The sequence below is a fragment of the Faecalibacterium sp. AM43-5AT genome, assembly GCF_003603345.1.
GTDB classification, from domain to species: Bacteria; Bacillota; Clostridia; order Oscillospirales; family Ruminococcaceae; genus Faecalibacterium; species Faecalibacterium taiwanense.
The window spans coordinates 137,189-159,902 of record NZ_QVGZ01000004.1 but is presented as its reverse complement, the minus strand read 5'-3'; the positions used below and the strand labels follow the sequence as shown (position 1 = coordinate 159,902).

Annotated in this window: 23 protein-coding genes and 4 tRNA genes; 23 read left to right on the top strand and 4 right to left on the bottom strand. The window is 58.0% G+C overall.

The window, feature by feature from the left end; genetic code table 11:
- Nucleotides 1-3: 3 nt before the first annotated feature.
- The gene (locus DW937_RS07250) at nt 4-1,161 is read right to left on the bottom strand and encodes a trigger factor (RefSeq protein WP_243111441.1); all 1,158 of its coding nucleotides are present in this window, start codon (nt 1,159-1,161) and stop codon (nt 4-6) included.
- A gap of 354 nt (nt 1,162-1,515) precedes the next feature.
- Between DW937_RS07250 and DW937_RS07245 the strand changes: the two genes are divergently transcribed.
- The 8 genes from DW937_RS07245 to DW937_RS07210 all read left to right on the top strand — a co-directional run bounded on the left by DW937_RS07245 (nt 1,516) and on the right by DW937_RS07210 (nt 10,858).
- Nucleotides 1,516-2,688, top strand: coding sequence for a malic enzyme-like NAD(P)-binding protein (locus DW937_RS07245; protein WP_005937919.1), 1,173 nt, complete (start codon nt 1,516-1,518; stop codon nt 2,686-2,688).
- Nucleotides 2,689-2,703: 15 nt separating this feature from the next.
- The gene (locus DW937_RS07240; RefSeq protein WP_005937916.1) at nt 2,704-3,543 is read left to right on the top strand and encodes a fumarate hydratase; all 840 of its coding nucleotides are present in this window, start codon (nt 2,704-2,706) and stop codon (nt 3,541-3,543) included.
- Nucleotides 3,544-3,555: 12 nt separating this feature from the next.
- Nucleotides 3,556-4,110, top strand: a complete 555-nt coding sequence (locus tag DW937_RS07235) for a Fe-S-containing hydro-lyase (RefSeq protein WP_120120547.1) — start codon at nt 3,556-3,558, stop codon at nt 4,108-4,110.
- A gap of 186 nt (nt 4,111-4,296) precedes the next feature.
- Complete coding sequence (locus DW937_RS07230) at nt 4,297-4,689, top strand: metal-dependent transcriptional regulator (RefSeq protein WP_097774413.1); 393 nt, start codon at nt 4,297-4,299, stop codon at nt 4,687-4,689.
- A 161-nt stretch (nt 4,690-4,850) separates the two neighbouring features.
- Complete coding sequence (locus DW937_RS07225; protein WP_120120546.1) at nt 4,851-8,153, top strand: DEAD/DEAH box helicase; 3,303 nt, start codon at nt 4,851-4,853, stop codon at nt 8,151-8,153.
- Between the two features lie 15 nt (nt 8,154-8,168).
- Entirely contained in the window at nt 8,169-9,158 is a 990-nt protein-coding gene (locus tag DW937_RS07220; RefSeq protein ID WP_120120545.1) for a dipeptidase, read from the top strand.
- A gap of 22 nt (nt 9,159-9,180) precedes the next feature.
- Entirely contained in the window at nt 9,181-10,032 is an 852-nt protein-coding gene (locus DW937_RS07215; protein ID WP_120120544.1) for a serine hydrolase, read from the top strand.
- Between the two features lie 52 nt (nt 10,033-10,084).
- The gene (locus DW937_RS07210) at nt 10,085-10,858 is read left to right on the top strand and encodes a TSUP family transporter (RefSeq protein ID WP_120120543.1); all 774 of its coding nucleotides are present in this window, start codon (nt 10,085-10,087) and stop codon (nt 10,856-10,858) included.
- Nucleotides 10,859-11,013: 155 nt separating this feature from the next.
- On the opposite strand, the gene DW937_RS07205 is transcribed toward DW937_RS07210, so the two are convergent.
- Nucleotides 11,014-11,871: a DegV family protein gene (locus tag DW937_RS07205; RefSeq protein WP_120120542.1), complete on the bottom strand. Its 858-nt coding sequence runs from the start codon at nt 11,869-11,871 to the stop codon at nt 11,014-11,016.
- A gap of 210 nt (nt 11,872-12,081) precedes the next feature.
- On the opposite strand from DW937_RS07205, the gene DW937_RS07200 reads away from it, so the two are divergent.
- The 7 genes from DW937_RS07200 (at nt 12,082) to DW937_RS07170 (ending at nt 16,318) form a co-directional block, all read left to right on the top strand.
- A complete protein-coding gene (locus tag DW937_RS07200) occupies nt 12,082-12,471 on the top strand; it encodes a CPBP family intramembrane glutamic endopeptidase (protein WP_097777160.1) in 390 nt (129 codons plus the stop codon).
- Nucleotides 12,472-12,481: 10 nt separating this feature from the next.
- The gene (locus tag DW937_RS07195; protein ID WP_005937887.1) at nt 12,482-12,964 is read left to right on the top strand and encodes a nucleoside deaminase; all 483 of its coding nucleotides are present in this window, start codon (nt 12,482-12,484) and stop codon (nt 12,962-12,964) included.
- Nucleotides 12,965-13,226: 262 nt separating this feature from the next.
- Nucleotides 13,227-14,186 (top strand): 3-oxoacyl-ACP reductase FabG, encoded by a 960-nt coding sequence (fabG, locus tag DW937_RS07190; protein WP_243111440.1) that lies wholly within the window; start codon nt 13,227-13,229, stop codon nt 14,184-14,186.
- Nucleotides 14,187-14,256: 70 nt separating this feature from the next.
- Nucleotides 14,257-15,633: a sigma-70 family RNA polymerase sigma factor gene (locus tag DW937_RS07185; RefSeq protein WP_120020873.1), complete on the top strand. Its 1,377-nt coding sequence runs from the start codon at nt 14,257-14,259 to the stop codon at nt 15,631-15,633.
- A gap of 240 nt (nt 15,634-15,873) precedes the next feature.
- Nucleotides 15,874-15,949, top strand: a tRNA-Thr gene (locus DW937_RS07180).
- Between the two features lie 213 nt (nt 15,950-16,162).
- Nucleotides 16,163-16,239 (top strand) — tRNA-Asp (locus tag DW937_RS07175).
- Nucleotides 16,240-16,242: 3 nt separating this feature from the next.
- Nucleotides 16,243-16,318, top strand: a tRNA-Thr gene (locus DW937_RS07170).
- A 132-nt stretch (nt 16,319-16,450) separates the two neighbouring features.
- Here DW937_RS07170 and DW937_RS07165 read toward each other — a convergent pair.
- A tRNA-Trp gene (locus tag DW937_RS07165) sits at nt 16,451-16,526 on the bottom strand.
- Between the two features lie 70 nt (nt 16,527-16,596).
- Nucleotides 16,597-17,055, bottom strand: coding sequence for an Rrf2 family transcriptional regulator (locus DW937_RS07160; RefSeq protein WP_005937871.1), 459 nt, complete (start codon nt 17,053-17,055; stop codon nt 16,597-16,599).
- Between the two features lie 129 nt (nt 17,056-17,184).
- Between DW937_RS07160 and DW937_RS07155 the strand changes: the two genes are divergently transcribed.
- The 8 genes from DW937_RS07155 to tatA all read left to right on the top strand — a co-directional run bounded on the left by DW937_RS07155 (nt 17,185) and on the right by tatA (nt 22,712).
- Nucleotides 17,185-17,508, top strand: coding sequence for a rhodanese-like domain-containing protein (locus DW937_RS07155; protein ID WP_005937868.1), 324 nt, complete (start codon nt 17,185-17,187; stop codon nt 17,506-17,508).
- A 20-nt stretch (nt 17,509-17,528) separates the two neighbouring features.
- A complete protein-coding gene (locus DW937_RS07150) occupies nt 17,529-17,969 on the top strand; it encodes a hypothetical protein (protein WP_120120541.1) in 441 nt (146 codons plus the stop codon).
- 133 nt (nt 17,970-18,102) lie between these two features.
- Nucleotides 18,103-19,320, top strand: a complete 1,218-nt coding sequence (locus tag DW937_RS07145; RefSeq protein ID WP_005937861.1) for a cysteine desulfurase family protein — start codon at nt 18,103-18,105, stop codon at nt 19,318-19,320.
- Between the two features lie 2 nt (nt 19,321-19,322).
- Nucleotides 19,323-19,766: a Fe-S cluster assembly scaffold protein NifU gene (nifU, locus tag DW937_RS07140; protein ID WP_005937858.1), complete on the top strand. Its 444-nt coding sequence runs from the start codon at nt 19,323-19,325 to the stop codon at nt 19,764-19,766.
- A gap of 140 nt (nt 19,767-19,906) precedes the next feature.
- Nucleotides 19,907-20,704 (top strand): hypothetical protein, encoded by a 798-nt coding sequence (locus DW937_RS07135; protein WP_120120540.1) that lies wholly within the window; start codon nt 19,907-19,909, stop codon nt 20,702-20,704.
- A gap of 16 nt (nt 20,705-20,720) precedes the next feature.
- On the top strand, nt 20,721-21,488 hold the full coding sequence (locus DW937_RS07130; protein WP_120120539.1) for a hypothetical protein: 768 nt from the start codon (nt 20,721-20,723) through the stop codon (nt 21,486-21,488).
- Nucleotides 21,489-21,805: 317 nt separating this feature from the next.
- Entirely contained in the window at nt 21,806-22,417 is a 612-nt protein-coding gene (locus DW937_RS07125) for a twin-arginine translocase TatA/TatE family subunit (RefSeq protein ID WP_120120538.1), read from the top strand.
- A 91-nt stretch (nt 22,418-22,508) separates the two neighbouring features.
- Entirely contained in the window at nt 22,509-22,712 is a 204-nt protein-coding gene (gene tatA, locus DW937_RS07120; protein WP_097800908.1) for a twin-arginine translocase TatA/TatE family subunit, read from the top strand.
- Nucleotides 22,713-22,714: the final 2 nt, after the last annotated feature.

Here is a 22,714-nt window from a genome sequence, read left to right as displayed (position 1 = left end):
TTTTTACGCTACGGTGGAATTCTCTTCCAGCCAGTCCAGCACACAGGACTGCAGGGCGTTCAGGTGCGCACGGTTCTCGCCGTAGGTGTCGGCATAGGTGCTGTTGGCGTTGTCCAGCTCTTCCTGCGTGGGAGCAAGGCTCTTGGTCTCGGCCACGGCCTGAAAGATCAGGTCCTGCTTTGCCAGATGCTCAAAGTAAGCGTCGGATGCGGCCAGCATGGCATCGGCATCGGTGTAGCCCTGCGTCTGGGCAAAAGCATTCAGATCCATGCCGTAGGCGGTGGCGTACTGGTTGTAGTAGTTCAGGAACATGCGGATGTAATAGCTGGTGATCTCGCTGGGCAGCTCCTTGAAGGTGGAGTTCGACATCAGGTAGTCCACGATGGCGTTCTCGTAGTTGGTGGCATACAGCGCATCGTTAAGGTAGTTGCGCAACTGGTCGGCGGTGTGCAGATCATCGCTGGTGCCAAAGTTGGAGTCCACCCACTCGTCGGTCAGCTCAGGGGTCACGCTTTCGGAAATGGAGTTCAGGGTCACGCTGAACACGGCTTCCTTGCCGCTGAGGGTGATCGTGTTGCCCTCGGCATCGGTGGAATCGCCGTAGCCGTCCGGGAAGGTGACGGTCACATCAAAGGTATCGCCCACATTGTGCCCGATGATCTGGTCCTCAAAGCCATCGATGAAGGAACCGCTGCCAAGGGTCAGGTCATAGCCGGAAGCACTGCCGCCGGTAAAGGCCACGCCGTCCACAGTGCCGGTGTAATCGATGTTGGCAACATCTCCGCTCTGGGCGGCACGGCCGGTAACGGGCTGGGAAGAGGTGTACTGGTTCAGCAGGTTGTCCACCTGCTGCTGCAGTTCATCTTCGGTGGGGGTCAGGTCGTTCTCCTTCAGGGCGATGGAGCCGAAGTCCTCCGGCAGGGTCACATAGTCCAGTGCTTTGATGCCGCTCCAATAGCCGTTTTCGTCCAGACCATCGCTGTAATCAAAGGCCTCGTAGTCGAAGTCGGCAACAGAGCCAAACTGCGAGACGGATGCGGCAGCCGAAGAAGCGCTGTCGGTCTGCTTGTGCTTTGTCAGCATGAAACAGGCAAAAATGACGCACACCGCTGCGGCGATGGCCAGCAGGATGCACAGGAGTTTTTTGGTGTTGTTTTTCAAAAGAAATACCTCCATAAAAATCGGCCTGATGCACAGCAAAAGACCGGTACAGGCAGAACAGATACCCATTTATTATATACGTTCTGACGGCAAAAGGAAAGTTCTTTGCAAAATTTCCACAAATCCTGCGGCGGGTTTGTATCACTTTTGCCCGTCTGCAGACGCAAAAGTGACCAAAACCGGTGGAAATGGGCGGGCGGTTCTGTTACAATAAAAATAAGTGAGCCTTCCCGGAAACATAAGGCCCCTCCCTGAGGGGGCTGTCGAGCGTATGCGAGACTGGAGGAGTTCCTCCTTCCGTCATCGCTGTGCAATGGAGAGGGCGAGGACGGTAAGATATTGGAGGAAATTCAAATGGATTACAATAAAGCTGCTCTGGAAATGCACGAGACCCACAAGGGCAAGGTGGGCATCGTAAGCAAGGTGGAGGTCGCCACCCGCGATGACCTGTCCACCGCCTACACTCCCGGTGTGGCCGAACCCTGCCGCAAGATCAAGGAAAACCCCGACGACGTGTATAAGTACACCTTCAAGGGCAACATGGTGGCTGTCGTTTCCAACGGCACCGCCGTGCTGGGCTTGGGCGATATCGGCCCGGAAGCTGGTCTGCCGGTCATGGAGGGCAAGGCGGTGCTGTTCAAGGAGTTCGGCGGCGTGGATGCCTTCCCCATCTGCATCGATGCCCACGACGCAGCCAGCGTCATTGCTGCCTGCAAGGCCATTGCGCCCACCTTTGGCGGCATCAATCTGGAGGATATCAAGAGCCCCGAGTGCTTTGAGATCGAAGAAACGCTGGAGCGTGAGCTGGACATCCCTGTGTTTCACGATGACCAGCACGGCACCGCCATCGTGGTTACCGCTGCCCTCATCAACGCTCTGCGTGTGGTGGGCAAGAAGATGGAAGATGTGCACATCGTGCTGAACGGCCCCGGCGCTGCCGGTACTGCCATCATCAAGATGCTCATGACCGCCGGTGCAAAGGACATCATTGCAGTGGACCAGTTCGGCACCCTGTACAAGGGCTGCAACAGCGCCGAAGCCCACAAGAACTGGCTGGGTGAGGTGACCAATCCCCGTCAGGTCAAGGGCGGCCTGAAGGAAGCACTGGAAGGTGCCGACGTGTTCATCGGCGTTTCCAAGCCCGGCATCCTGACCACTGAGCTGTGCAAGACCATGAACAAGGATGCCATCGTTTTTGCCATGGCCAACCCCACCCCGGAGATCATGCCGGACGAGGCCAAGGCCGGCGGCGTGCGGGTGATGGCCACCGGCCGCAGCGACTTCCCCAATCAGGTGAACAACGTGCTGTGCTTCCCCGGCCTGTTCAAGGGCGCACTGAGTGTGCGCGCCCGTGACATCAACAATGAGATGAAGCTGGCTGCAGCCTACGCCATCGCCGACCTCATCACCGATGCCGACCGCAGCGAGGAGAACATCATCCCCGGCGCGTTCGACCCCCGCGTGGCCGAAGCTGTGGCAAATGCCGTGGCAAAGGCTGCCCGCGAGACCGGCGTGGCCCGTCTGTAAGCGGAGGACAGGGTTATGAGAACCATTTCCGCACAGGAGATCACGGATACCGTTGCACGGCTGTGCATCGAAGCCAACACCCGCCTGCCGCAGGACGTGCAGGCGGCGCTGGACAAGGCCCGGCAGGAAGAGCCGTGGCCGCTGGCCAAGAGCACTCTCGACCTTTTGTGGTCGAACCTTTCCGCCGCAAAAGAAGAAAACCTGCCCATCTGTCAGGATACCGGCATGGCCTGCGTGTTTGTGGAGCTTGGCACCGATGTGCACATTGACGGCAGCTTTGAAGCTGCCATCCATGAGGGCGTGCGCCGGGGCTATACCGACGGCTACCTGCGCAAGAGCATTGTGGCAGACCCTTTGCGCCGGGGCAATACCGGCGACAACACCCCCGCCGCCATCACGGTGCATCTGGTGGACGGCGAGGGCTGCCGCATCACGGTGGCCCCAAAGGGCTTCGGCAGCGAGAATATGAGCCAGATCAAAATGCTCAAGCCCGCCGACGGCGTAGAGGGGTTCAAGAAGTTCGTGCTGGACACCGTGAAGCTGGCCGGCTCCAACCCCTGCCCGCCCATCGTGCTGGGCATCGGCGTGGGCGGCAGCTTTGATAAGGTGGCCTATTTGGCCAAAAAGGCACTGCTGCGCCCGCTGGATGTGCCGAACCCCGACCCCTATTACGCACAGCTGGAGCAGGAGCTGCTTGCCGCCATCAACGAGCTGGGCATCGGCCCGCAGGGCTTTGGCGGCAGGACCACCTGTCTGGGCCTTGCCATTGAGCAGATGCCTACCCATGTGGCGGGCCTGCCTGCGGCGGTGAATGTTTCCTGCCATGTCACCCGCCGTGCAAGCGCGGAACTGTAAGGAGGGGCAAAGATGGAATACAGACTGACGACTCCCTGCACGGCCGAGGATCTTGCCCCGCTCAAGGCGGGCGACACCGTGCTGCTTTCCGGCGTGGTGTACACCGCCCGGGATCAGGCCCACAGGCGGATGACCGAAGCACTGGAAAAAGGCGAACCGCTGCCCTTTGATCTGACCGGCAGCGCCATCTACTACGTTGGCCCCACGCCGGAACGCCCGGGCCAGGTGATCGGCTCGGCGGGACCCACCACCAGCGGCCGCATGGATGCCATGAGCCCGCGCCTGCTGGACCTTGGCAATAAGATCATGATCGGCAAGGGCAAGCGGGACGATACTGTAAAGGCAGCTGTGGTGCGCAACGGGGCTGTGTATCTGGCAGCGCTTGGCGGGGCCGGTGCGCTGATGGCAAAAAGCGTGCAGACGCTGGAAGTGATCGCATGGCCGGACCTTGGCTGTGAAGCCGTGCGCCGCCTGATTGTGAAGGATATGCCGCTGACGGTGATCCTGGATGCCCACGGCGGCGACCTGTACCAGTCCGGCCCGGCGGCATATCTGGAAGCAAAATAATTTATCGCCTTTGCACAAAACGCGGCCGACTAAAAACCGGCAAAACAGCAGATTTGCGCAGGATAAATTTGGTTTGTTTTAACAAACTTCCGCGAATTGCTTGCACATCGGCAAAAAGTGTGATATCTTGTACTATATGAAACCGTGGTGCTTTGCATCCCGGCACAGACAGGAGGCAAACATACCATGCAGATCCACCAATCCGCAGAAGATTATCTTGAAACGATCCTGATGCTGAGTCAGCGTATGGGCAAAGTGCGCTCCATCGACGTGGTCAATGAGCTGGGCTTTACCAAAGCCAGCGTCAGCATTGCCATGAAAAAGCTGCGCGAGAACGGCTATATCGCGGTGGACGGCGAGGGCAACCTGACCCTGCTGGCACCGGGCCGCGAGATCGCAGAGCGCATCTATAGCCGTCACCGTCTGCTGACCCACTTCTTTATGCAGCTGGGCGTGGACGAAAAGACCGCCGCCGAAGATGCCTGCAAGGCAGAGCATATCCTCAGTGAGCAGACGCTGGAAAAGATCCGTGAGCGCGCCATTGAGACGGATGCTGAGCTTGGCAAGACTGTCAAGTGATCCCCGCAGCATTCCAAGATCGTAAAATGATCCCGTTCCTGAAAAGGAGCGGGATTTTTTTGTATGGAAATTGGACGGCAGATCCCTCTTGCATCCGGGGTGCGGGTGCGGTATTCTTATAAGATAAGAAGGTTTTACAGCCAAACCGGGAGGAAACAGCCATGGATGCAGACGAGATCCGCACGCTTTTGGGCGATAACATTTTTGAGCGGGCCAAGAAATACCGCAAGCGCATCCAGCAGAGCACCTGCGCGGTGAACGAGGACGGCGTGCGGCATATTTCGGCCATGGTACAGGGCAGCGGCGGCAGCTATTACTATACGCAGGCATGGCTGCGGGAGAACGGCAGCTTTGTCAGTGCGTCCTGCAGCTGCCCGTATAACCAGAACGGCGAGGGCACCTACTGCAAGCATATCGGCGCATTGCTGCTGGATGATGCCGAAAAGAATGCCCCTGCACCGGCGGCAAAGCCGGATGCTATTCCCGGTGTTGTGCGCGGCGCGGCGGGCCTTGCCCCGGAACCGGCCCGGCGGGACAGCTATGCCTCCGGGCTGGAAATGCTGTTTGGCAAAAAGTGGCACGGCGAAACGTCGGTGTCGGATCACGAGGCCCGCAGGCTGCTGGATACCTACAAGGAAGCAGCCCTTGAAAACCTTGGCGTGGACGAGACCGCCCAGCGCACCGGCTTTGCCCATCTGGAACCGGAGCTGACCCTCGTGCCCGGCGCACAGCCATGGCTGCGGCTGCGCATCTCGGACGGCGGGCGGCAGTATGTGGTAAAAAGCATCCCGAACCTGATGGAAGCCGTCGAGATGGGCAAAAGCGTCAGCTACGGCAAGGCACTGGCTTTTGTGCACCGGTGGGATGCCTTTGATGAAGAGTCCCGTGCGCTTTTGCAGCTGCTGCGCCGTCAGGTGAACGCAAGGCAGAGCATGGACAAAGCCGCCGTGCGGGTGTACGGCGGGGCCGAACAAGGCCCGGCGGGAGGCATGATCCTGACCGGCGAGATCTTTGATGACCTTGTGCAGCTGTACGAGCATACCGGTTTTTTGGGCGGGTACGAGCTGCGGGAAGGTCTGCCCGTCATTACCATGACCGTGGAGCGCCGCCGCGGCGGTGTGCAGGTGGAAGGCGAACCCGCACTTTCCGCTGTGCAGGGCCTTGACTATGATTACCTGTTCAGCGAGGATACGCTCTGGCGGCTGCAGCGGCCCGGGTGCACCCGCATCCTGCCCGCATTGCAGGCGCTGGGCGGCAAAAGCCTGTTTTTTACAAACGCAGATGCCACGGCCTTTTGCAGCTATGTGCTGCCGGAGCTGGGCAGCAAGCTGAACATCGTGGACCCGGAACGTCTGCTGCTGAACCAGATCCCGCTGGAACCGGTGGTGCAGTTCTATCTGGACGCACCGGACAGCTTCCGCATCGAAGCACACGCGGAGTTTTTGTACGGGGAGGATAAGGTCACGCCGTTCGTGCCGTCTCCGGCAGGGCTTTTGCGGGATGTGCGCGCCGAGAGCCGGGCAAAGCGGCTGCTGGCCTCTTATCTGCAGCCCGGTGTGGGCGGCAGAGAGGAAGTGTACGGCACCGCTGACGAGGACGAGATCTACCGCATGTTGGAGGAGGGCGTGCCGGCCCTGCTGGCCGAGGGTGAAGTATACCTGACGGATGCCTTCCGCAGCCTGCAGGCCGCGCCGCCTCGCATCACGGTGGGCGTTTCGGTGCACGGCAGTGTGCTGGATCTGGAAGTGGATACCGGCGAGTTCCCGGTGGCAGAGCTGAAAGACCTGCTGCGCTCCCTGCACCAGAAAAAGCGCTACCACCGCCTGCGGGACGGCCGTCTGCTGCGGCTGGACGACAGTCTGGAAGGGCTGGACGAACTGAACGATACACTGGAACTTTCCGGGGCCAAGCTCAAGAGCGGCCACGCCGAGCTGCCGCTCTACCGTGCACCCAGTCTCGACTGGGCGCTCTCGGGCCAGAACGGCCTGCGTTTCAACCGCGACGATGCGTTCCGCCGCATCAGCCGCAGCTTTCACGCCGTGAAGGACAGCGAGTATACTCCGCCGGAAAGCCTGCACAATGTGCTGCGCAAGTACCAGCGGGATGGCTACCGCTGGCTGCGCACGCTGGACGGCTACGGCATGGGCGGCATTCTGGCCGACGATATGGGCCTTGGCAAGACCGTGCAGGTGCTCAGCTACCTGCTGGCCGTGAAGGAAAGCGGCCAGCGCCTGCCCAGCCTCATCGTCTGCCCGGCATCGCTGGTGCTCAACTGGCAGGAGGAATGCCAGAAGTTCACGCCGCAGCTTTCCTGCGTGGCTGTGGACGGTGACGCTGCTCACCGGGCAGAGCTGGCAAAGCAGTGGGCGGAAGCCGACCTTGTGGTGACCAGCTATGACCTGATGCGCCGGGACGAGGAGCTTTACAGCGGGCAGCAATTCTACGCCTGCATTCTGGACGAAGCCCAGGCCATCAAGAACCACACTACCCAAAAGTACAAGGCGGTGTGCGGGGTGAACAGCAAAGTGCGGTTTGCCCTTACCGGCACCCCGGTGGAGAACCGCTTGGGCGAATTGTGGAGCATCTTCTCCTTCCTGATGCCGGGGTATCTGCCGCCCTACAAGACCTTCTGCGCCCGGTTTGAAAAGCCTATCGTGCAGGAGGACGACAAAGACGCACTGCGCCGTTTGAACCAGCTCACCGGGCCGTTCATCCTGCGGCGCATGAAGTCCGAGGTGCTCAAAGAGCTGCCCCCCAAGACCGAGAATCTCCACCGCATCGAGCTGGACGAGCAGCAGCGCAAGCTCTACCTTGCCGCTGTGGTGGACGCGCGGGAAAAGCTGCGCGCTGCAAAGCCGGAGGATAAAATGGCGGTGTTCGCAGTGCTCATGCGCCTGCGGGAGATCTGCTGCGACCCGCGCCTTGTGGCAGACAACTGGGACGGCGGCAGCGCCAAGCTGGATGCCTGCATGGAGCTGGTGACGGCTGCTGTGGAGGGCGGACACCGCATCCTGCTGTTCAGCCAGTTCACCTCCATGCTGGAGCTGCTGGCAAAACGGCTGGACGAAGCGGGCGTGAGCCACTTTACCCTGCAGGGTTCCACCCCAAAGCCGGTGCGTGCAGAGCTTGTGCGCCGGTTCAACAGCGGCGAAGCGGACGTGTTCCTCATCTCGCTGCGGGCGGGCGGCACCGGCCTGAACCTGACGGCGGCAGATATCGTCATCCACTACGACCCGTGGTGGAACGTGGCTGCGCAGAATCAGGCCACTGACCGCGCTTACCGCATCGGCCAGCGCAACCCGGTGCAGGTGTACAAGCTCATTGCGCAGGACACCATTGAAGAAAAGATCGTGGAGCTGCAGCAGGCAAAGCAGGAACTTGCCGAGACGGTCACCGGCTCGGCAGATGGAGCCATCCTGTCCATGAAACCAGAGGAATTGCTGCAGCTGCTGCAAGAGGAATAAAGAGGAGAAAACATCATGAAAGTCTGGGATCTGCACTGCGATACCCTCAGCGAGCTGCGCAAAGCCGAACATGCGGGCCGGCCCAAGAGCTTTGCGCAGAACGATCTGCATATCGACCTTGAAAAATTACAAAAGGGCGACTATCTGCTGCAGTGCTTTGCGGCATTCGTCGATCTGGGCGACCCCGCCCCCGGGGCAGACCCGCTGGTGACAGCGCTGGAAGAGATCGACCAGTTCAAGCGCATCATGGCGGCATACCCGGAAAAAATTGCCCCGGTGTACACGGCGGCGGACATCCGCCGGAATGCTGCGGCGGGAAAGATCAGCGGGATGCTCACCATCGAGGAAGGCGCCTGCTGCAAGGGCAGCGCGGGGGTGCTGCGCCGGATGTATGAGCTGGGCGTGCGCATGATGACCCTGACATGGAACCACGAAAACGAGCTGGCAAGCCCGCAGCGGAACCCCAGCGGGGTGCTGGTGCCCCAGACCGAAAAGGGCCTGACCGGGAAGGGCTTTGAATTTCTGGCCGAGATGGAGCGGCTGCATATAATCGTGGATGTGAGCCACCTTTCGGACAAGGGCTTCTGGGATATCGTGGAACACGGCACCCGGCCTTTTGCGGCCAGCCACTCCAACTGCCGCGCACTGGCACCCCACACCCGCAACCTGACCGATGAGATGATCCGCGCCCTTTCGGAGCGCGGCGGCATTGCGGGCCTGAACTACTATGCGCCCTTTCTGGATGCCGACCCCACCCACCCGGAAAAATGCCGCAGCACGGCGGCGCTCATTGCGAAGCATGCGGCCCACTATAAGCAGGTAGGCGGTGCGCAGATGATTGCCCTTGGAAGCGATTTTGATGGCATCGATGGCCCCCACCAGCTGGAAAATGCTGCCTTCCTGCCGCTGCTGGCGGATGCCCTGCGCAAAGAGGGCTTCACCGAGGACGAGGTGGAGGGGGTCTATTTCCGCAACGCCATGCGCTTTTTTGAGGATAATTTGTAATAACAACGGAGAATATGCCGACATGGATAAAAACATGACGCTGGAAAAGCGCATTGCTGCGGAGCTGTACTGCTATCAGGGCAAAATGAGCGTGTTCGTGGACGACCTGCAGGGCCATACCGTGGAGGTGGGTGCGGACGAAGAATTTGAGACGGCATCCACCATCAAGGCGTTCATTCTCGCTGCATTGTATTTGCAGACGCAGCGCGGCAAAGCAGACCTTGCCGAAGAGATCACCTATGAGCAGAGCCAGTTCGTGGACGGCAGCGGTATGCTGCGCGCGCTGGGCGTGGGCGCAAAGCTCAAGGTGAAGGACACCGCTACCATGATGATCATTTGCTCGGACAACATCGCCACCAATATGATTATCGACTATTTGGGACTGGATACCATCAACGCCTGCATCCGGGAGTTGGGCTTTGCGCATACTGTGCTGCACAATCCGCTGCACTTTGACCGCTACCGCCGGCTTGGCACCACCACGCCGCGCGACTACGCGGCGCTGTTCGCCCGCATTGCAAAAGGGGAGCTTGTCAGCCGGGAAGCCAGCGCGGAGATGCTTGCCATCCTGCGCCAGCAGCACTACAACACCATGCTGACCCACGACTTCCCGCAGTATTACCTCGACTGCGAGGAGACCGGCGCGCCGGAGCTGATCTGGGTAGCCAGCAAGAGCGGCAGCATGAACGCCTGCCGCAACGACGGCGGCATCGTCCACACCCCCTACGGCGAATATGTCATCGTGCTGATGAACAAGGACTTTCACGATATCATCGAGTACAATGAACACCCCGCCATGGTGTATGGTGCCCGCGTCTCGCGGATGATCCTGGATCAGGTACTGGCCTGTGAGGGCCGACTGTCCCTGTCCTGAGACGCACGTTCTCCCAAAGAACAAAATTGGAAAAATAAAAGGAATTATAACAATGGGTATCACGCTCTCGCCATGGATGATGGCGTTTCTCGTTCTGATGACGGGCTTTGCAGGCTTTGTGGATTCGGCAGCCGGAGGCGGCGGTCTTATCAGCCTGCCGGCCTATCTGTTTGCCGGGCTGCCGCCTCACTACACCTATGCTACCAACAAATTCAGCGCCGCCTGCGGCACCACTTTTGCCACAGCCAACTTTTTCAAAAACGGTGCAATGAACCTGAAGGTGGGCATCCTTGCAGCCATTGGCAGCTTTGCGGGCAGTGCACTGGGGGCACATATCGTGCTGCTGCTCAGCGATGAACTGCTGCGCACCATGATGTTCCTCATCCTGCCGGTGGCGGCGGTGGTCATTTTGTGGCAGCGCGACCTGCCGGACAAGAACCGGGACGACGGCACCCTGAACCTGAAAAAGATCCTGCTGGCGCTGGGCATCGGCTTGGGCATCGGCCTGTACGACGGCATCGTGGGCCCGGGCACCGGCACCTTTGCCATCATTGCCTTTACCACCCTGATGGGCTTTGACCTGCGCACGGCGGGCGGCAACGCCAAGGTGCTGAATCTTGCCAGCAACTACGCCAGCCTGTTCACCTATCTGATGAACGGTCTGGTGGTGTTCCACATCGGCATCCCTTGCGCCGTCAGCAACATTCTGGGCAACCTGCTGGGGTCCCATTTCGCCCTGAAAAAGGGTGCGCGCTTCATCCGTCCCATGATGCTGGTGGTGCTGGTGCTGCTGCTGGGCAAGCTCATCTCGGACGCAGTGCTGTGAGTGCCGGGCGCGCCAGAGGCTCCCTCTCCGAGGGAGCTGGCAAAACCGTCAGGTTTTGACTGAGGGAGTCTGCGCCCGTTTCCCGCTGCAAAAAACAAGCCGGGCAGCCCGCAGGCTGCCCGACTTTGCTCGGATGATTTTTTTTCGGTGGTCGCTTATTCCAGCACCAGCTCTTTGTCAAAGAATGCCAGACCAAATGCACCGGGGCCTGCGTGGGTGCCGATGACGCAGCCGATCTGGCGCACCAGCGGTTCGCCCATGTGCAGATTTTCACGGAAGTAGTTCTCGATGGGCTGCACTTCCCGCAGGCTGGAAGAATAACCGGCAACAGCGGCAAAGTCCGGGCTGATGCCGCCCAGCTCTTCGATCTTCTTGAACAGGGCCACATAGGCACCGGGCAGGCCGCGGGCCTTACCGGCCATGGCTACCTTACCGTCCTTGATGGTGATGAGGGGCTTGATGCCCAGCATCCCGCCCGCGACGGCCACAGCGGCAGGCAGACGGCCGCCCTTGCGCAGATACTTCAGATCGTCGATTGCGGCAACCAGATGCAGATGCTCCTTGGCGTGCTCCAGATCGGTGGCGATCTGCACCAGCGTCTTGCCTGCGTCACGCAGCTGCACGGCCAGACGCACCAGCAGCGATTCGCCCAGACACACGGTGGCACTGTCCACAAACAGCACGTTGTCTACATTGGCGAGGTCTGCGGCCAGCTTTGCGCACTGCCATGTGCCGGACAGCTGGTGGGACAGGAAGATGCCCAGCACTTCGTCCCCGGCGGCAGCGGCTTCCAGATAGAACTTCTCGAACAGCTCCGGGCTGGGCTGGCTGGTGGTGGGCAGCTTGCGGCAGCTGGCCAGATGGGCATAGTATTCGGTGGGGGTCATGTCGATGCCATCCCGCAGGATGCTGCCATCCTCCAGCGTCACGTTCAGAGGGATCACGGTCACGCCCAGCTGCTCGGCTTCGGCGGGCAGGATGTCGGACGCAGAATCGGTGAGAATACGGATCATAAAATACCTCCGGATTTCCGGTAAAAACAAATTCAAGTCATGTTTCCCGACGCTTTGCGATAAAACGTCGGGAAACATTATACCAGAATCCACAGGGAAAAGTCAATTGCCTGAGCGAAAATTGCTTCGTCCCAGCGCAAAATACTTGCGTAAAAGCCGCTGCTTATGATAAGATAGGCGCTGAGAACCGCACGGCAGGGAGGGCAGGCCATGGAGCAAAAGGCAAAAACAAGGGCGCTGCTGGCTGCGTTCGGCTGCGCACTGGCCTACCTGCTGGCAGGCAAAGTGCTGGCATTTCTGCCTGCCCCGGCGTGGGATGTGCGGGCGCTGAGTTTTGTGCACCACTGCATCGCTGCACCTGTCGTGGAGGAACTGGTGTTCCGCGGTGCCATCCAGCAGCTGGCGCAGCCCTTGGGCAGATGGCAGGCCGCGGCGCTGCAGGCGGTACTGTTTGCAGTGCAGCACGGCACCCCGGCGGGCATGGCGTGGGCGCTTGGCTGCGGCCTTGTGCTGGGCGCACTTCGTGAACGCACCGGCAGGGTATGGCCGGGGATGCTTTTGCATACATTGAATAATCTGCTGGTTTTTGCAGCAGGATAAAGGGGAACCTATGACCGATTCTGAACTGATGGGCCTTGCGCTGGAAGAAGCCCGCAAGGCGGCTGCACTGGGCGAGGTGCCGGTGGGGGCCGTGGTGGCCCGCAACGGCGAAGTGGTAGCTGCCGCCCACAACACCCGCGAGACCGAAAAAAACGCCCTGCATCATGCAGAGCTGCTGGCCATTGATGCAGCCTGCAAAAAGCTGGGCGGCTGGCGGCTGTGGGAGTGCGAGCTGTTCGTCACGCTGGAGCCGTGCCCCATGTGCGCCGGGGCCATCATCAACAGCCGCATCCGGCGGGTGGTATACGGCGCGGCAGACACCAAGGCGGGCTGCTGCGGCAGTGTGACTGACCTGTTTGCAATGCCCTTCAACCATCACCCGGTGGTGGAGCAGGGGCTGCGCGCAGAGGAAGCACAGGAGCTGCTGCAGGCGTTTTTCAAGGATCTGCGGGCACGGCTTGCGGCCCGGCCGAAGTGGAAACCGCCTGTATGACCGGCACGGAATATGAAGAAACCGTAAAAAAGTGGAAGCTGCGTAAAAAGTAGGCGGCTTCCACTTTCTTTTTTCGGCAAATTGTGCTATATTATTTAATGGTGTTTTGTCGAAACCCATCTTATGCAGCTGTCTGCCGCGCCGAGCACCGGACTTTGACCGGATAAGAAATGGACGCTGAACGGACGGCGATGGGCCGCACAGACATCTCCTGCACGGCATACCTTTGCAGTGCAGAGATCACGACAGGAGGACTATACTCTTGTACGAAGATGAATTTGAACTGACGTTCAATCTGTCGGGTGAGGAGCCGCAGCCGGAACAGGCTGCACAGGAGCCGCCCGTACCGCCAAAGCCAAAGGCGGCAGCACCCGTGGTGGACGAACCCACCCGGGTGATGGTGCTGGAAAAGCCCCAGCCTGCGCCGCAGCCGGAAATGCCGGAGCCTGTGCAGGAAGAGCCGGAGAAAACACCTGCACCTGCCGTGCACACAGCAGCCAATGGCCGCTGTGTGCTGATCTCCGGCGGCGACCGCGGCATTGGTGCCGCTGCGGCTCGGGCGTTCTATGCGGCGGGCTACCGCGTGGCGGTGCTGTACCACAGCAATGCCAAAGCCGCTGCAGAGCTGGAAAAACAGCTGCCCAGCATCACCGCTGTGCAGTGCGATGTGGCGTCCCGCGCCAGCTGCGAGCTTGCGTTCCGCACCGCAGAACAGGCACTGGGCCGTGTGGATGTGCTGGTGAGCAATGCAGGCATCGCCCAGCAGAAGCTGTTCACCGACATCACCCCGGAAGAGTGGCAGCATATGCTGGACGTGAACCTGACCGGTGCGTTCCACCTGTGTCAGCTGGCGCTGCCGGGTATGATCCGCCGCAAGGCCGGACGCATCCTGACCGTGAGCAGCATGTGGGGCCAGACCGGCGGCAGCTGCGAGGTGCATTACTCTGCAGCAAAGGCAGGCCTGATCGGCCTGACCAAGGCTTTGGCCAAAGAAGAAGGCCCAAGCGGCATCACAGTGAACTGTGTTGCGCCCGGGGTCATTGATACCGATATGATGGCAGCATTCACCGCCGAGGATAAGGAAGCGCTGGCCGAAGAGACCCCTGTGGGCCGTCTTGGCAGCGCAGACGAAGTGGCGCAGCTGCTGGTGTTCCTTGCCGGCGAGGGTGCGGGCTACATCACCGGTCAGGTGTTCGGCGTGAACGGAGGACTTGTGATCTGATGCGCAGGAACACTTTATTACAGGATTTCCCCCGGCGGGAGCATCCCCGGAGCAAGAAGGAGAGAGCAAAATGGGCATGACTTTAAAGGAACTGTTGACGAAAGGCGAAGGCACCATTTCGGCCAAGGAGGCCAAGGCGCTGGCTGCACAGTGCAGAATGGATGAGGAAACGCTCTACACCCTTCTGGAAGAACGCGGCATCAAGGTTCAGGAAGAGGATGCAGAGCCTACGCTGGATGTGGACAGCATCATGGCCGAGGTCGAGAATGCCGAGAACAACAACGATGATATGGGCATCAGCGAGGACGAGGAAGAGCAGAGCGAGGAGAACCCTGCAGACCTGAAGGCTGCCATGGACGAACTGCTGGACGACCCCGTTAAGAACTACCTCAAGCAGATCGGCCAGATCCCGCTGCTGAGCGCGGAGCAGGAAGTGGAGCTGAGCCGCCGCATCCATGCCGGTGCCGAGGCGGCGCACATCCTGCAGGCCGACCGCCAGAAGTACGGCGGGCCGGAGTACATCAAAAAGAACAGCGCCCGCTTCTCGTTTGAAGAGGATGAGAACAGCCGCAGCTATACCGAAGATCTGGACGAGGAGGGCAACGAGAAGCCCAGCGAGGATGCCGAGGAAAAGGCTGCCGAAGAGGAAGCTATGGAGGCTGTGGAGAACGGCCCTCTGAGCGACGAAAAGCGCGCTGAGCTGCTCAAGACCCGCCGCGATGGCCTGAACGCCCGCCGCAGCCTGAGCGAAGCGAACCTGCGTCTGGTGGTGTCCATTGCCAAAAAGCATGTGGGCCACAATCTGGCATTCCTGGATCTGATCCAGGAGGGCAACATCGGCCTGATCAAGGCTGCCGAGAAGTTCGACTGTGACCGCGGCTTCCGCTTCTCTACCTATGCAACCTGGTGGATCCGTCAGGCCATCACCCGTGCCATTGCGGATCAGGCCCGTACCATCCGCATTCCGGTGCACATGGTGGAGACCATCAACCGGATGCGTCAGGCCACCAACCAGCTGGTGTACCAGAACGGCCACGAGCCGACCCCGGAAGAGCTGGCAAAGGCCATGGATATGAGTGTGGAGCGTGTGCGCGAGATCCAGCGCATGGCACAGGAGCCGGCAAGTCTGGAAAGCCCCGTGGGTGAGGAAGAGGATTCCTCTCTGGGCGATTTCGTCGCAGACGAAAACGCCGAAGCCCCCGGCAAGGCCGCAGACCGCGCCATGGTGGCACAGCAGATCAATCTGGCTCTCAAGAGCCTGACCCCTCGTGAAGAGAAGGTCATCCGCCTGCGCTTTGGTCTGGACGATGGCCGTCCCCGTACGCTGGAAGAGGTTGGCCGTGACTTTGGCGTTACCCGTGAGCGTGTGCGCCAGATCGAGGCAAAGGCGATCCGCAAGCTGCACAGCCGCAAGTGCCTGTCCCTGCTGAACGGCCTGATCGAGTGATAAAGTAAAACTCCTTCAGTCATCGCTGCGCGATGCCAGCTCCCTCAGAGAGGGAGCCCTTGGCAAAACCGGAAAGTTGTCCGTACTGCCAAAGGCCCCATCTCCGAGGGGGCTGTCTGCGTAAGCAGACTGGGGGAGTTCTTTCGTAAAAAACGACTTTTTTGCAAAAATCCGGATTTTTTTGCAAAAACCTCTTGCCAAACGGTGAAAACTGTGGTATTATAACTGAGCTGTGATTGCGCTGCTATAGCTCAGTTGGTAGAGCGCATCCTTGGTAAGGATGAGGTCTCCAGTTCGAATCTGGATAGCAGCTCCAGCTCAGATGCCCTGAAGTCGAAAGATTTCGGGGCGTTTTTCTTTGTGCAGATCGTTTTTGCTGTGCGGGTCCGGAACAGGGCAGAGCAGGCTTTGAACGGCCCTTTCAAGCTTTTTTGCGTTTTTCGTAAATTCATGCTTGACAAGCGGACGCTTTTTCGATATAATAAAGCACGTTCCGGCGGTAAGCGCCGCGCGAAACTTGAGCAATCATGGCCCGGTAGCTCAGTTGGTTAGAGCACCAGCCTGTCACGCTGGGGGTCGTCGGTTCGAGCCCGATCCGGGTCGCCATTTGCTGCTATAGCTCAGTTGGTAGAGCGCATCCTTGGTAAGGATGAGGTCTCCAGTTCGAATCTGGATAGCAGCTCCACAGCAGACACCTCGAAGCCTTAGGACTTCGGGGTGTTTTTTTGTTGTATGACTGCAAAAGCAGGCTGACGGAGTGCGGATCGCTTTGAGTACAAAAACAAAACGCACAGGCTCCGAAGAACCTGTGCGTTTATGGCAGGGGTAGTAAGTTTCGAACTCACGGCACGCGGTTTTGGAGACCGCTGCTCTACCAGCTGAGCTATACCCCTATGGGCATTCGCTGAATGCTTTGTTATTATAGCCGATGCAAAGGCGAATGTCAAGCATTTCTTTCAAGATTCAGGCATTTTTCGTGCCGCAGCTGCAACAGCCTTCTTTTTTATCGGATGCAGGCAGCTGGCTGGAAAGCTGTTCCAGCGTTACGCTGTCGATATACTGGTTGATCACCTCATCAAGGCCGGTCCAGAAGGGCAGGGTGAAGCACTGCTCCCACATGGGGCACTCGTTGGTCTCGCTGCCAAGGCAGGGAATGGGTGCCACGCTGCCCTCAATGGCGCGCAGGATCTCGCCGGCGGTGTAGTCGGCAGGGGCTTTGGTCAGGCGGTAGCCGCCCTGACTGCCGCGCTCGCTTTTTACAAGGCCCACACGGGCCAGCGGGGTCACGATCTGCTCCAAATATTTCAGGCTCAGGTTCTGCCGCTCACTGATCTCCTTCAGGCTCACGGTGGTGCCCGGCGCATAACGTGCCAGCTCGGCCATCAGGCGCAGGGCATAACGGCTTTTGGTCGAAAATTTCATGGCGATCCTCTCCTTATTGCTTCCTATAGTATAGCACGTTGCTCGGATTTTGCAAAGGTATCCTCTTGTGCAAACAAAAAAGGTCTGTTATCATAGGATGGATAAGAGGATACTATAAGGAGTGAGAGTATGAGTGAGAAGATCACGGCTGCCGATGCCATCCGTCTGCTGGATGCACACGAGGCGGCTGCTGTAGATGTCCGGGAGCCGGACGAGTTTGCCGTGGGCCACATCCCCGGCGCAAAGCTGCTGCCGCTGGGTCAGGTGCTGAGCCGTGCGGCTGAGGTGCTGCCGGATAAGAACGCTGTATGGCTGGTCTACTGCCGCACCGGCCGCCGCAGTGCCGATGCCGTGCGCAAGCTGGAAAGCCTTGGCTACACCCGCCTGTACGATCTGGGCGGCATTCTGAGCTGGCCCTATGAGATCGAGGGCGACTTTGAAGGGCATTTTTAAAAAGAAAGAAGGATAACTCCATGTCGTTCCACGCAAAAGATTTTGCCGGCAGCCACTGCGGCTGCCGCTACCAGCAGGACTACCGCCCCACCTTGGGCCGCGACGGCAAAAAGGAATCCGGCACGCTGGAGGTCATCAAGTTCTATTACGATGGTGCCATCCGCTTTGAGCAGCACTGCTACGGCGAAGCCGCAACCTTCGTGTTCGGCGTATGGGCATCCGGCATGGACGAGGACGGCACCCTGCACTGGGTGCTGCCCGACCGCCGCAAGAGCTACTACGACGAGGCGTATCTGCCCAAAAAGCTGGACCGCGTGGACGAGACAGGCAATCTTTACTTTGACGGCAGCAATTTTCCGTGGAAGCTGGCGGACGATTTTGCCGAGGATAAGCGCTGGGGCTACCCCAAGTGGAAGGTGGTACTGGGAAAACTGATCGGAAAGGGCAAAAAAGGTGACTGAATCACGAAAATCCAGTATTCATATTGACATACTAGGGAATGATATGGTATAACTTATCCGTTGAAAGGATTCCGCATCTGCACAGGGCATTCAAGGCTCCTGCAGACGCGTTCAATAAGAAAGGATCATTCCTATGGAAAACATGGAAAAAGTGGTTTATCTGGATAATGCTGCCACCACTCCCTGTGCTCCCGAGGCACTGGAAATGATGGTCAAAGCCCTGAGCGGTGCCTGCGGCAACCCCAGCAGCCATTACAGTGTGGGCTATGAGGCCAAGGAATTCGTGGACACCGGCCGTGCGCAGGTGGCAAAGGCCATCAATGCAAGTCCGGCTGAGCTCTTCTTTACCAGCTGCGGCTCCGAGGCCGACAACTGGGCCGTAAAGGGCACCGCCTTCACTAAGGCACGCCAGAACAAAAAGCACCTCATCACCAGCGCTTTTGAGCATCATGCCATCATGCACAGCATGGCTGCACTGGAGCGCATGGGCTTTGAAGTGACCTATATCAAGCCCACCGCCGAGGGCTACATCCGTCCCGAGGACGTGGAAGCTGCCATCCGTCCCGATACCGCGCTGGTCAGCATCATGATGGCCAACAACGAGATCGGTACCATCCAGCCCATCAAGGAGATCGCCGAGGTCGCTCACAAGCACGGTGTCTGGATGCACACCGACGCAGTGCAGGCCGTGGGTGCCATCCCCGTGGATGTGAAGGAACTGGGCGTGGATATGCTGTCCATGAGCGCCCACAAGTTCAACGGCCCCAAGGGCATGGGTGCCCTGTACTGCCGCAAGGGCGTATGGCCCCAGAACCTGATCGATGGCGGCAGTCAGGAGGCCCGCCACCGTGCAGGCACCGAGAATGTGGCCGGCATTGCTGCCATGGGCAAGGCACTGGAGATCGCCACGGCGCATCTGGATGAGCGCATGGCCCACGAGAGCGAGCTGCGCGATTATGTCATCGACCGCGTCCTCAAGAACATCCCGGAAGCCCGCCTGAACGGCGGCCGCAGCCCCCGTCTGCCCAACAATGTGAACATCAGCTTCCCGGGTCTGGAAGGCGAGACCATCCTGCTGGATCTGGATATGCACGGCATCTGCGCCTCCACCGGCTCTGCCTGCAACTCCGACAGTCTGGACCCCAGCCACGTCCTGCTGAGCATCGGCGTGCCTGAGGAGATCGGCCACGGCTCCATGCGGTTCACCTTTGGCCCGCAGAACACCATGGAAGAAGCAAAATATCTGTGCGACGTGCTGGAGGAAGTGATCCCCCGCCGCCGTGCTATGAGTTGTATGTGGCTGCAGGGCCAGAACACGGCCCGCCAGTTCAGCCTGAAGGGAGAGCAGTAATTATGGCAAGCATGTATAGCGCAAAGGTCATGGAGCATTTTGCAAATCCGCACAATGTGGGTGAGATCCCCGACGCAAACGGCGTGGGCGAAGTGGGCAACCCCAAGTGCGGCGATATCATGCGCATGTACCTGAAGATCGAGAACAACGTGATCGTGGATGTCAAGTTCCTCACCTTCGGCTGCGGTGCCGCCATCGCCACCAGCAGCATGGCCACCGACCTCATCAAGGGCAAGACCATCGACGAGGCGCTCAAGCTGACCAACAAGGCTGTTGTGGAAGCTCTGGAAGGTCTGCCTCCCATCAAGGTGCACTGCTCTGTTCTGGCCGAGCAGGCCGTCAAGGCTGCTCTGTCCGACTACTACCGCCGTCAGGGCATCGATCCGGAACCCATCGTGGGTAAGCTCGAAGAGGACTGCGACCACTGCGAGAGCTGCGGCCACTGATCCCCGCATTATGGAAGCCTGCTATTGGACAATGTGCCCGATGGCGGGCTTCTTTTTTGTGGAAATGGGAATCCTTTACAGCATATTGAAAAATGATATAATAGAGAAAAGATTGTTGCCTTTTCAAAAAAGGAGGAAATATGAAAAAATGCAAACTTGCAGCGATGGCATGGTTAAGTGTATGTATTGTTCTGTTTACTTCCTGTGGCAATTCTGTGGGGGTATCTTCTGGTTCCACTAGCGAGGCGAAAAGTACGGCTGTAAGCGAAAGCACAGCGGAAGAAAAACAGCCCTATGAGATACTTCGTGAGAAAGAAGATGAAACAAAACAGATTGCGGCAGACGAAGAACAGCAGGTAAAAGAGCTTCAAGATGCGCTGAATGCGGTTAATTTCTATTATGAAGAATTTGACGGCGGTGATGCTCTGATGGGGGTAAGCCCCAATTGCGAAAATAACGAAAAACAGGGAAAAAGCTGCATTGTCCCAGTTATTTATGTTTTTGGTCCGTCGGTGGACCCAATAGCATGTATAGGGTTTGATTACATAGGTGATACGTATCTGGATATGGATACGATTGAAATTGATACGGATAACTATAGATATACCTATGGAAACACAACGTTTATAACTGATGTTCAGAAGGACAAGCTGACAATATCTCCGAATGGCGATGAAAAAACAGAAGAGGTTGCATTTCGCCTTGCGACAGAAGATGACTTGGATGCATTAGTGGATATTGTGGAATCGGATGAAGTTGGTCTGACATTCGCAAAATACAACACCGCAAAGCCGGTTTTCGTAGAATGCGAAATGCCGGAAGGAGATAGACAGGCTATCACAGATGTATTGAATGCGTATTACCTGTATCTAAATGCCAGCGAGAAGGTGCGTGCAAAAGCACTTGCAGATATTTCGTATACAGAAGTTGAATCGTGAATAGGAGGAGATAAGAATGCGGAGAAAAATTTCAGCAATCCTTGTAACAGTGCTGATAATGCTGATGGTAATGCCAATGGAGGCTTTTGCGGCAGTGCCTTCGGTACAGGAAGTGGAAACACTGATTGCACAGATCGGGACAGTCACGCGCGAGAACCGCAGTGCAGTCGAAAAGGCTGTCAATGCTTATAACCAATTGGACGATGCTTCTAAGGCTGGCGTGTCAAATTTTGATGTGCTGGCTGAAGCACAGCAGATTCTTGGCATCAAGGACGCGCTGGCGAAATTGAATGTCGAACACGACAGAGTAGAAAATAATTACACAATATCGGATTCTTATGTTGAGAGTACGCTGAATACAGGGCTATGTATGATTGCACCGAGCATTCGTGTTTATGGTGACAGGGACGAACTGGTTTTAATGATTTCTTTTGTCTATGTTGGAGATGAACTCCTAAATGCAAATAGGGTCATCGTGCGAGCAGGGGATAACAAATATACTTATAATCAAGATGCCTTTAGTGCAATCGGCCGAGATGTTTGTAAAATCAATACGGGTAAACTCAAATGGGTGGAGGGCTTTGTAACAAGAGCAGAAGATTTCGATATTGAACTGCTGCGGGATGCATTAAGTTCACAGGAAGCAATTTTCCGATTTAGCGGATATCAGAACTATGACTATGTATTAACGCAGCAAAATCGTCAGGCCATCACGGATGTGCTGAATGCCTACAACCTTATGTGCTCTGTCAGCCCGGATGTACTGCGAAAAGCGTTGGCATGACTTTTGAGCTGTGGGAACAGGCTGTTTTAAATAGCCGACGCTGTTGTATCCTATCCAAAACGTAATAAAGTAAGTGTAAAATATTATTTGTTTACAAAGATGCCCTGAATATGCACTCGTTCATGAAAAATTCATATATTGTTCAGAATGAGTTCACCACTTTTCGGTATAAGTAGGGCAACACAGGCGCAAAGAGCGCCGAACTCCCACGGAAGCGGACGAAGAACAGGGCAAAGAACGGTTTGCGGCACGCACTGCAAAGCGGGTGCGTCGGCCCCGGAAAACGTCCCGCCGCACAGGAAAGGAAACGAGTTAGTATGAAAATTGGTTTTTGGGAACTTGTCGTCATCGTGATCGTGGCGTTCGTGTTCATCGGCCCGGATCAGCTGCCTGTCTACGCAAAGAAGATCGGCAAGATGCTGCGTGAACTGAAAAAGTACACCGGCGCTGCTTCTGAGGAGATCCAGAAGAACGTTGTGGAGCCGCTGAATGAGATCCAGGCTCCCCTGAAGGAAGCTGTTGCCCCGCTGACCGATATCAAGAAGGATATCGACAACAGCGTCAAGGATGTGACCAAGAGCTTTACCGGTATCGGCAAGACCAGCAAGGAGGAAGCTGCCAAGGCAGAAGCCGCCGAGGAAGTGGCCGAGCTGACCGAGGAGCCGGTGGAAGAGCTGGAAGAGGACGCTGCACCTGCCGCCGCCAAGGCAGAGGAGAGCGCTCCCGCTGAGGAGACCGCTGCACCTGCCGAGAAGGCCGAAGAACCCGCCGCCCCGGTTGAAAAGGCTGAGCCTGCCGCTGCGCCCGCAGAGGAAAAGGCCGAGCCTGCTGCAGAAGCGGCTCCCGCACAGGAAGCTGCCGAGGCTGCTCCTGCGGCCGAGCCGGTGGAGGAAGACCCTCGTCAGAATGATGTTCTGCCGAAGGACTGATTACTTACTGGATGCACCCGCGCCCGCGGTTGCCTGATACATGCAATAAGCCCGCCACGCGGCGCGGCAAAGTAAAAAGGAGATTTTTATTATGCGTATTGGTACTAACGAACTGCTGATCATCCTGGTCGTCGCTCTGCTGATCTTTGGACCCAAGAACCTGCCGAAGCTGGGCAAGATGTTCGGCAAGACCATCAACGGCTTCAAGAAGGGCATGGAGGACGAGGAAGGCTCCGATGATTCCGAGGAGAAGACCGAGAAGAAGGTTTCCAAGAAGGACGAAGACGAGGAGTAATT

Bases quoted from the DNA above. Each gene is read 5' to 3' on its own strand.
- DW937_RS07245 (WP_005937919.1), top strand. From the start codon at position 1,516: ATGGATTACAATAAAGCTGCTCTGGAAATGCACGAGACCCACAAGGGC.
- DW937_RS07240 (WP_005937916.1), top strand. From the start codon at position 2,704: ATGAGAACCATTTCCGCACAGGAGATCACGGATACCGTTGCACGGCTG.
- DW937_RS07235 (WP_120120547.1), top strand. From the start codon at position 3,556: ATGGAATACAGACTGACGACTCCCTGCACGGCCGAGGATCTTGCCCCG.
- DW937_RS07230 (WP_097774413.1), top strand. From the start codon at position 4,297: ATGCAGATCCACCAATCCGCAGAAGATTATCTTGAAACGATCCTGATG.
- DW937_RS07225 (WP_120120546.1), top strand. From the start codon at position 4,851: ATGGATGCAGACGAGATCCGCACGCTTTTGGGCGATAACATTTTTGAG.
- DW937_RS07220 (WP_120120545.1), top strand. From the start codon at position 8,169: ATGAAAGTCTGGGATCTGCACTGCGATACCCTCAGCGAGCTGCGCAAA.
- DW937_RS07215 (WP_120120544.1), top strand. From the start codon at position 9,181: ATGGATAAAAACATGACGCTGGAAAAGCGCATTGCTGCGGAGCTGTAC.
- DW937_RS07210 (WP_120120543.1), top strand. From the start codon at position 10,085: ATGGGTATCACGCTCTCGCCATGGATGATGGCGTTTCTCGTTCTGATG.
- DW937_RS07205 (WP_120120542.1), bottom strand. From the start codon at position 11,871: ATGATCCGTATTCTCACCGATTCTGCGTCCGACATCCTGCCCGCCGAA.
- DW937_RS07200 (WP_097777160.1), top strand. From the start codon at position 12,082: ATGGAGCAAAAGGCAAAAACAAGGGCGCTGCTGGCTGCGTTCGGCTGC.
- DW937_RS07195 (WP_005937887.1), top strand. From the start codon at position 12,482: ATGACCGATTCTGAACTGATGGGCCTTGCGCTGGAAGAAGCCCGCAAG.
- DW937_RS07185 (WP_120020873.1), top strand. From the start codon at position 14,257: ATGGGCATGACTTTAAAGGAACTGTTGACGAAAGGCGAAGGCACCATT.
- DW937_RS07160 (WP_005937871.1), bottom strand. From the start codon at position 17,055: ATGAAATTTTCGACCAAAAGCCGTTATGCCCTGCGCCTGATGGCCGAG.
- DW937_RS07155 (WP_005937868.1), top strand. From the start codon at position 17,185: ATGAGTGAGAAGATCACGGCTGCCGATGCCATCCGTCTGCTGGATGCA.
- DW937_RS07150 (WP_120120541.1), top strand. From the start codon at position 17,529: ATGTCGTTCCACGCAAAAGATTTTGCCGGCAGCCACTGCGGCTGCCGC.
- DW937_RS07145 (WP_005937861.1), top strand. From the start codon at position 18,103: ATGGAAAACATGGAAAAAGTGGTTTATCTGGATAATGCTGCCACCACT.
- nifU (WP_005937858.1), top strand. From the start codon at position 19,323: ATGGCAAGCATGTATAGCGCAAAGGTCATGGAGCATTTTGCAAATCCG.
- DW937_RS07135 (WP_120120540.1), top strand. From the start codon at position 19,907: ATGAAAAAATGCAAACTTGCAGCGATGGCATGGTTAAGTGTATGTATT.
- DW937_RS07130 (WP_120120539.1), top strand. From the start codon at position 20,721: ATGCGGAGAAAAATTTCAGCAATCCTTGTAACAGTGCTGATAATGCTG.
- DW937_RS07125 (WP_120120538.1), top strand. From the start codon at position 21,806: ATGAAAATTGGTTTTTGGGAACTTGTCGTCATCGTGATCGTGGCGTTC.
- tatA (WP_097800908.1), top strand. From the start codon at position 22,509: ATGCGTATTGGTACTAACGAACTGCTGATCATCCTGGTCGTCGCTCTG.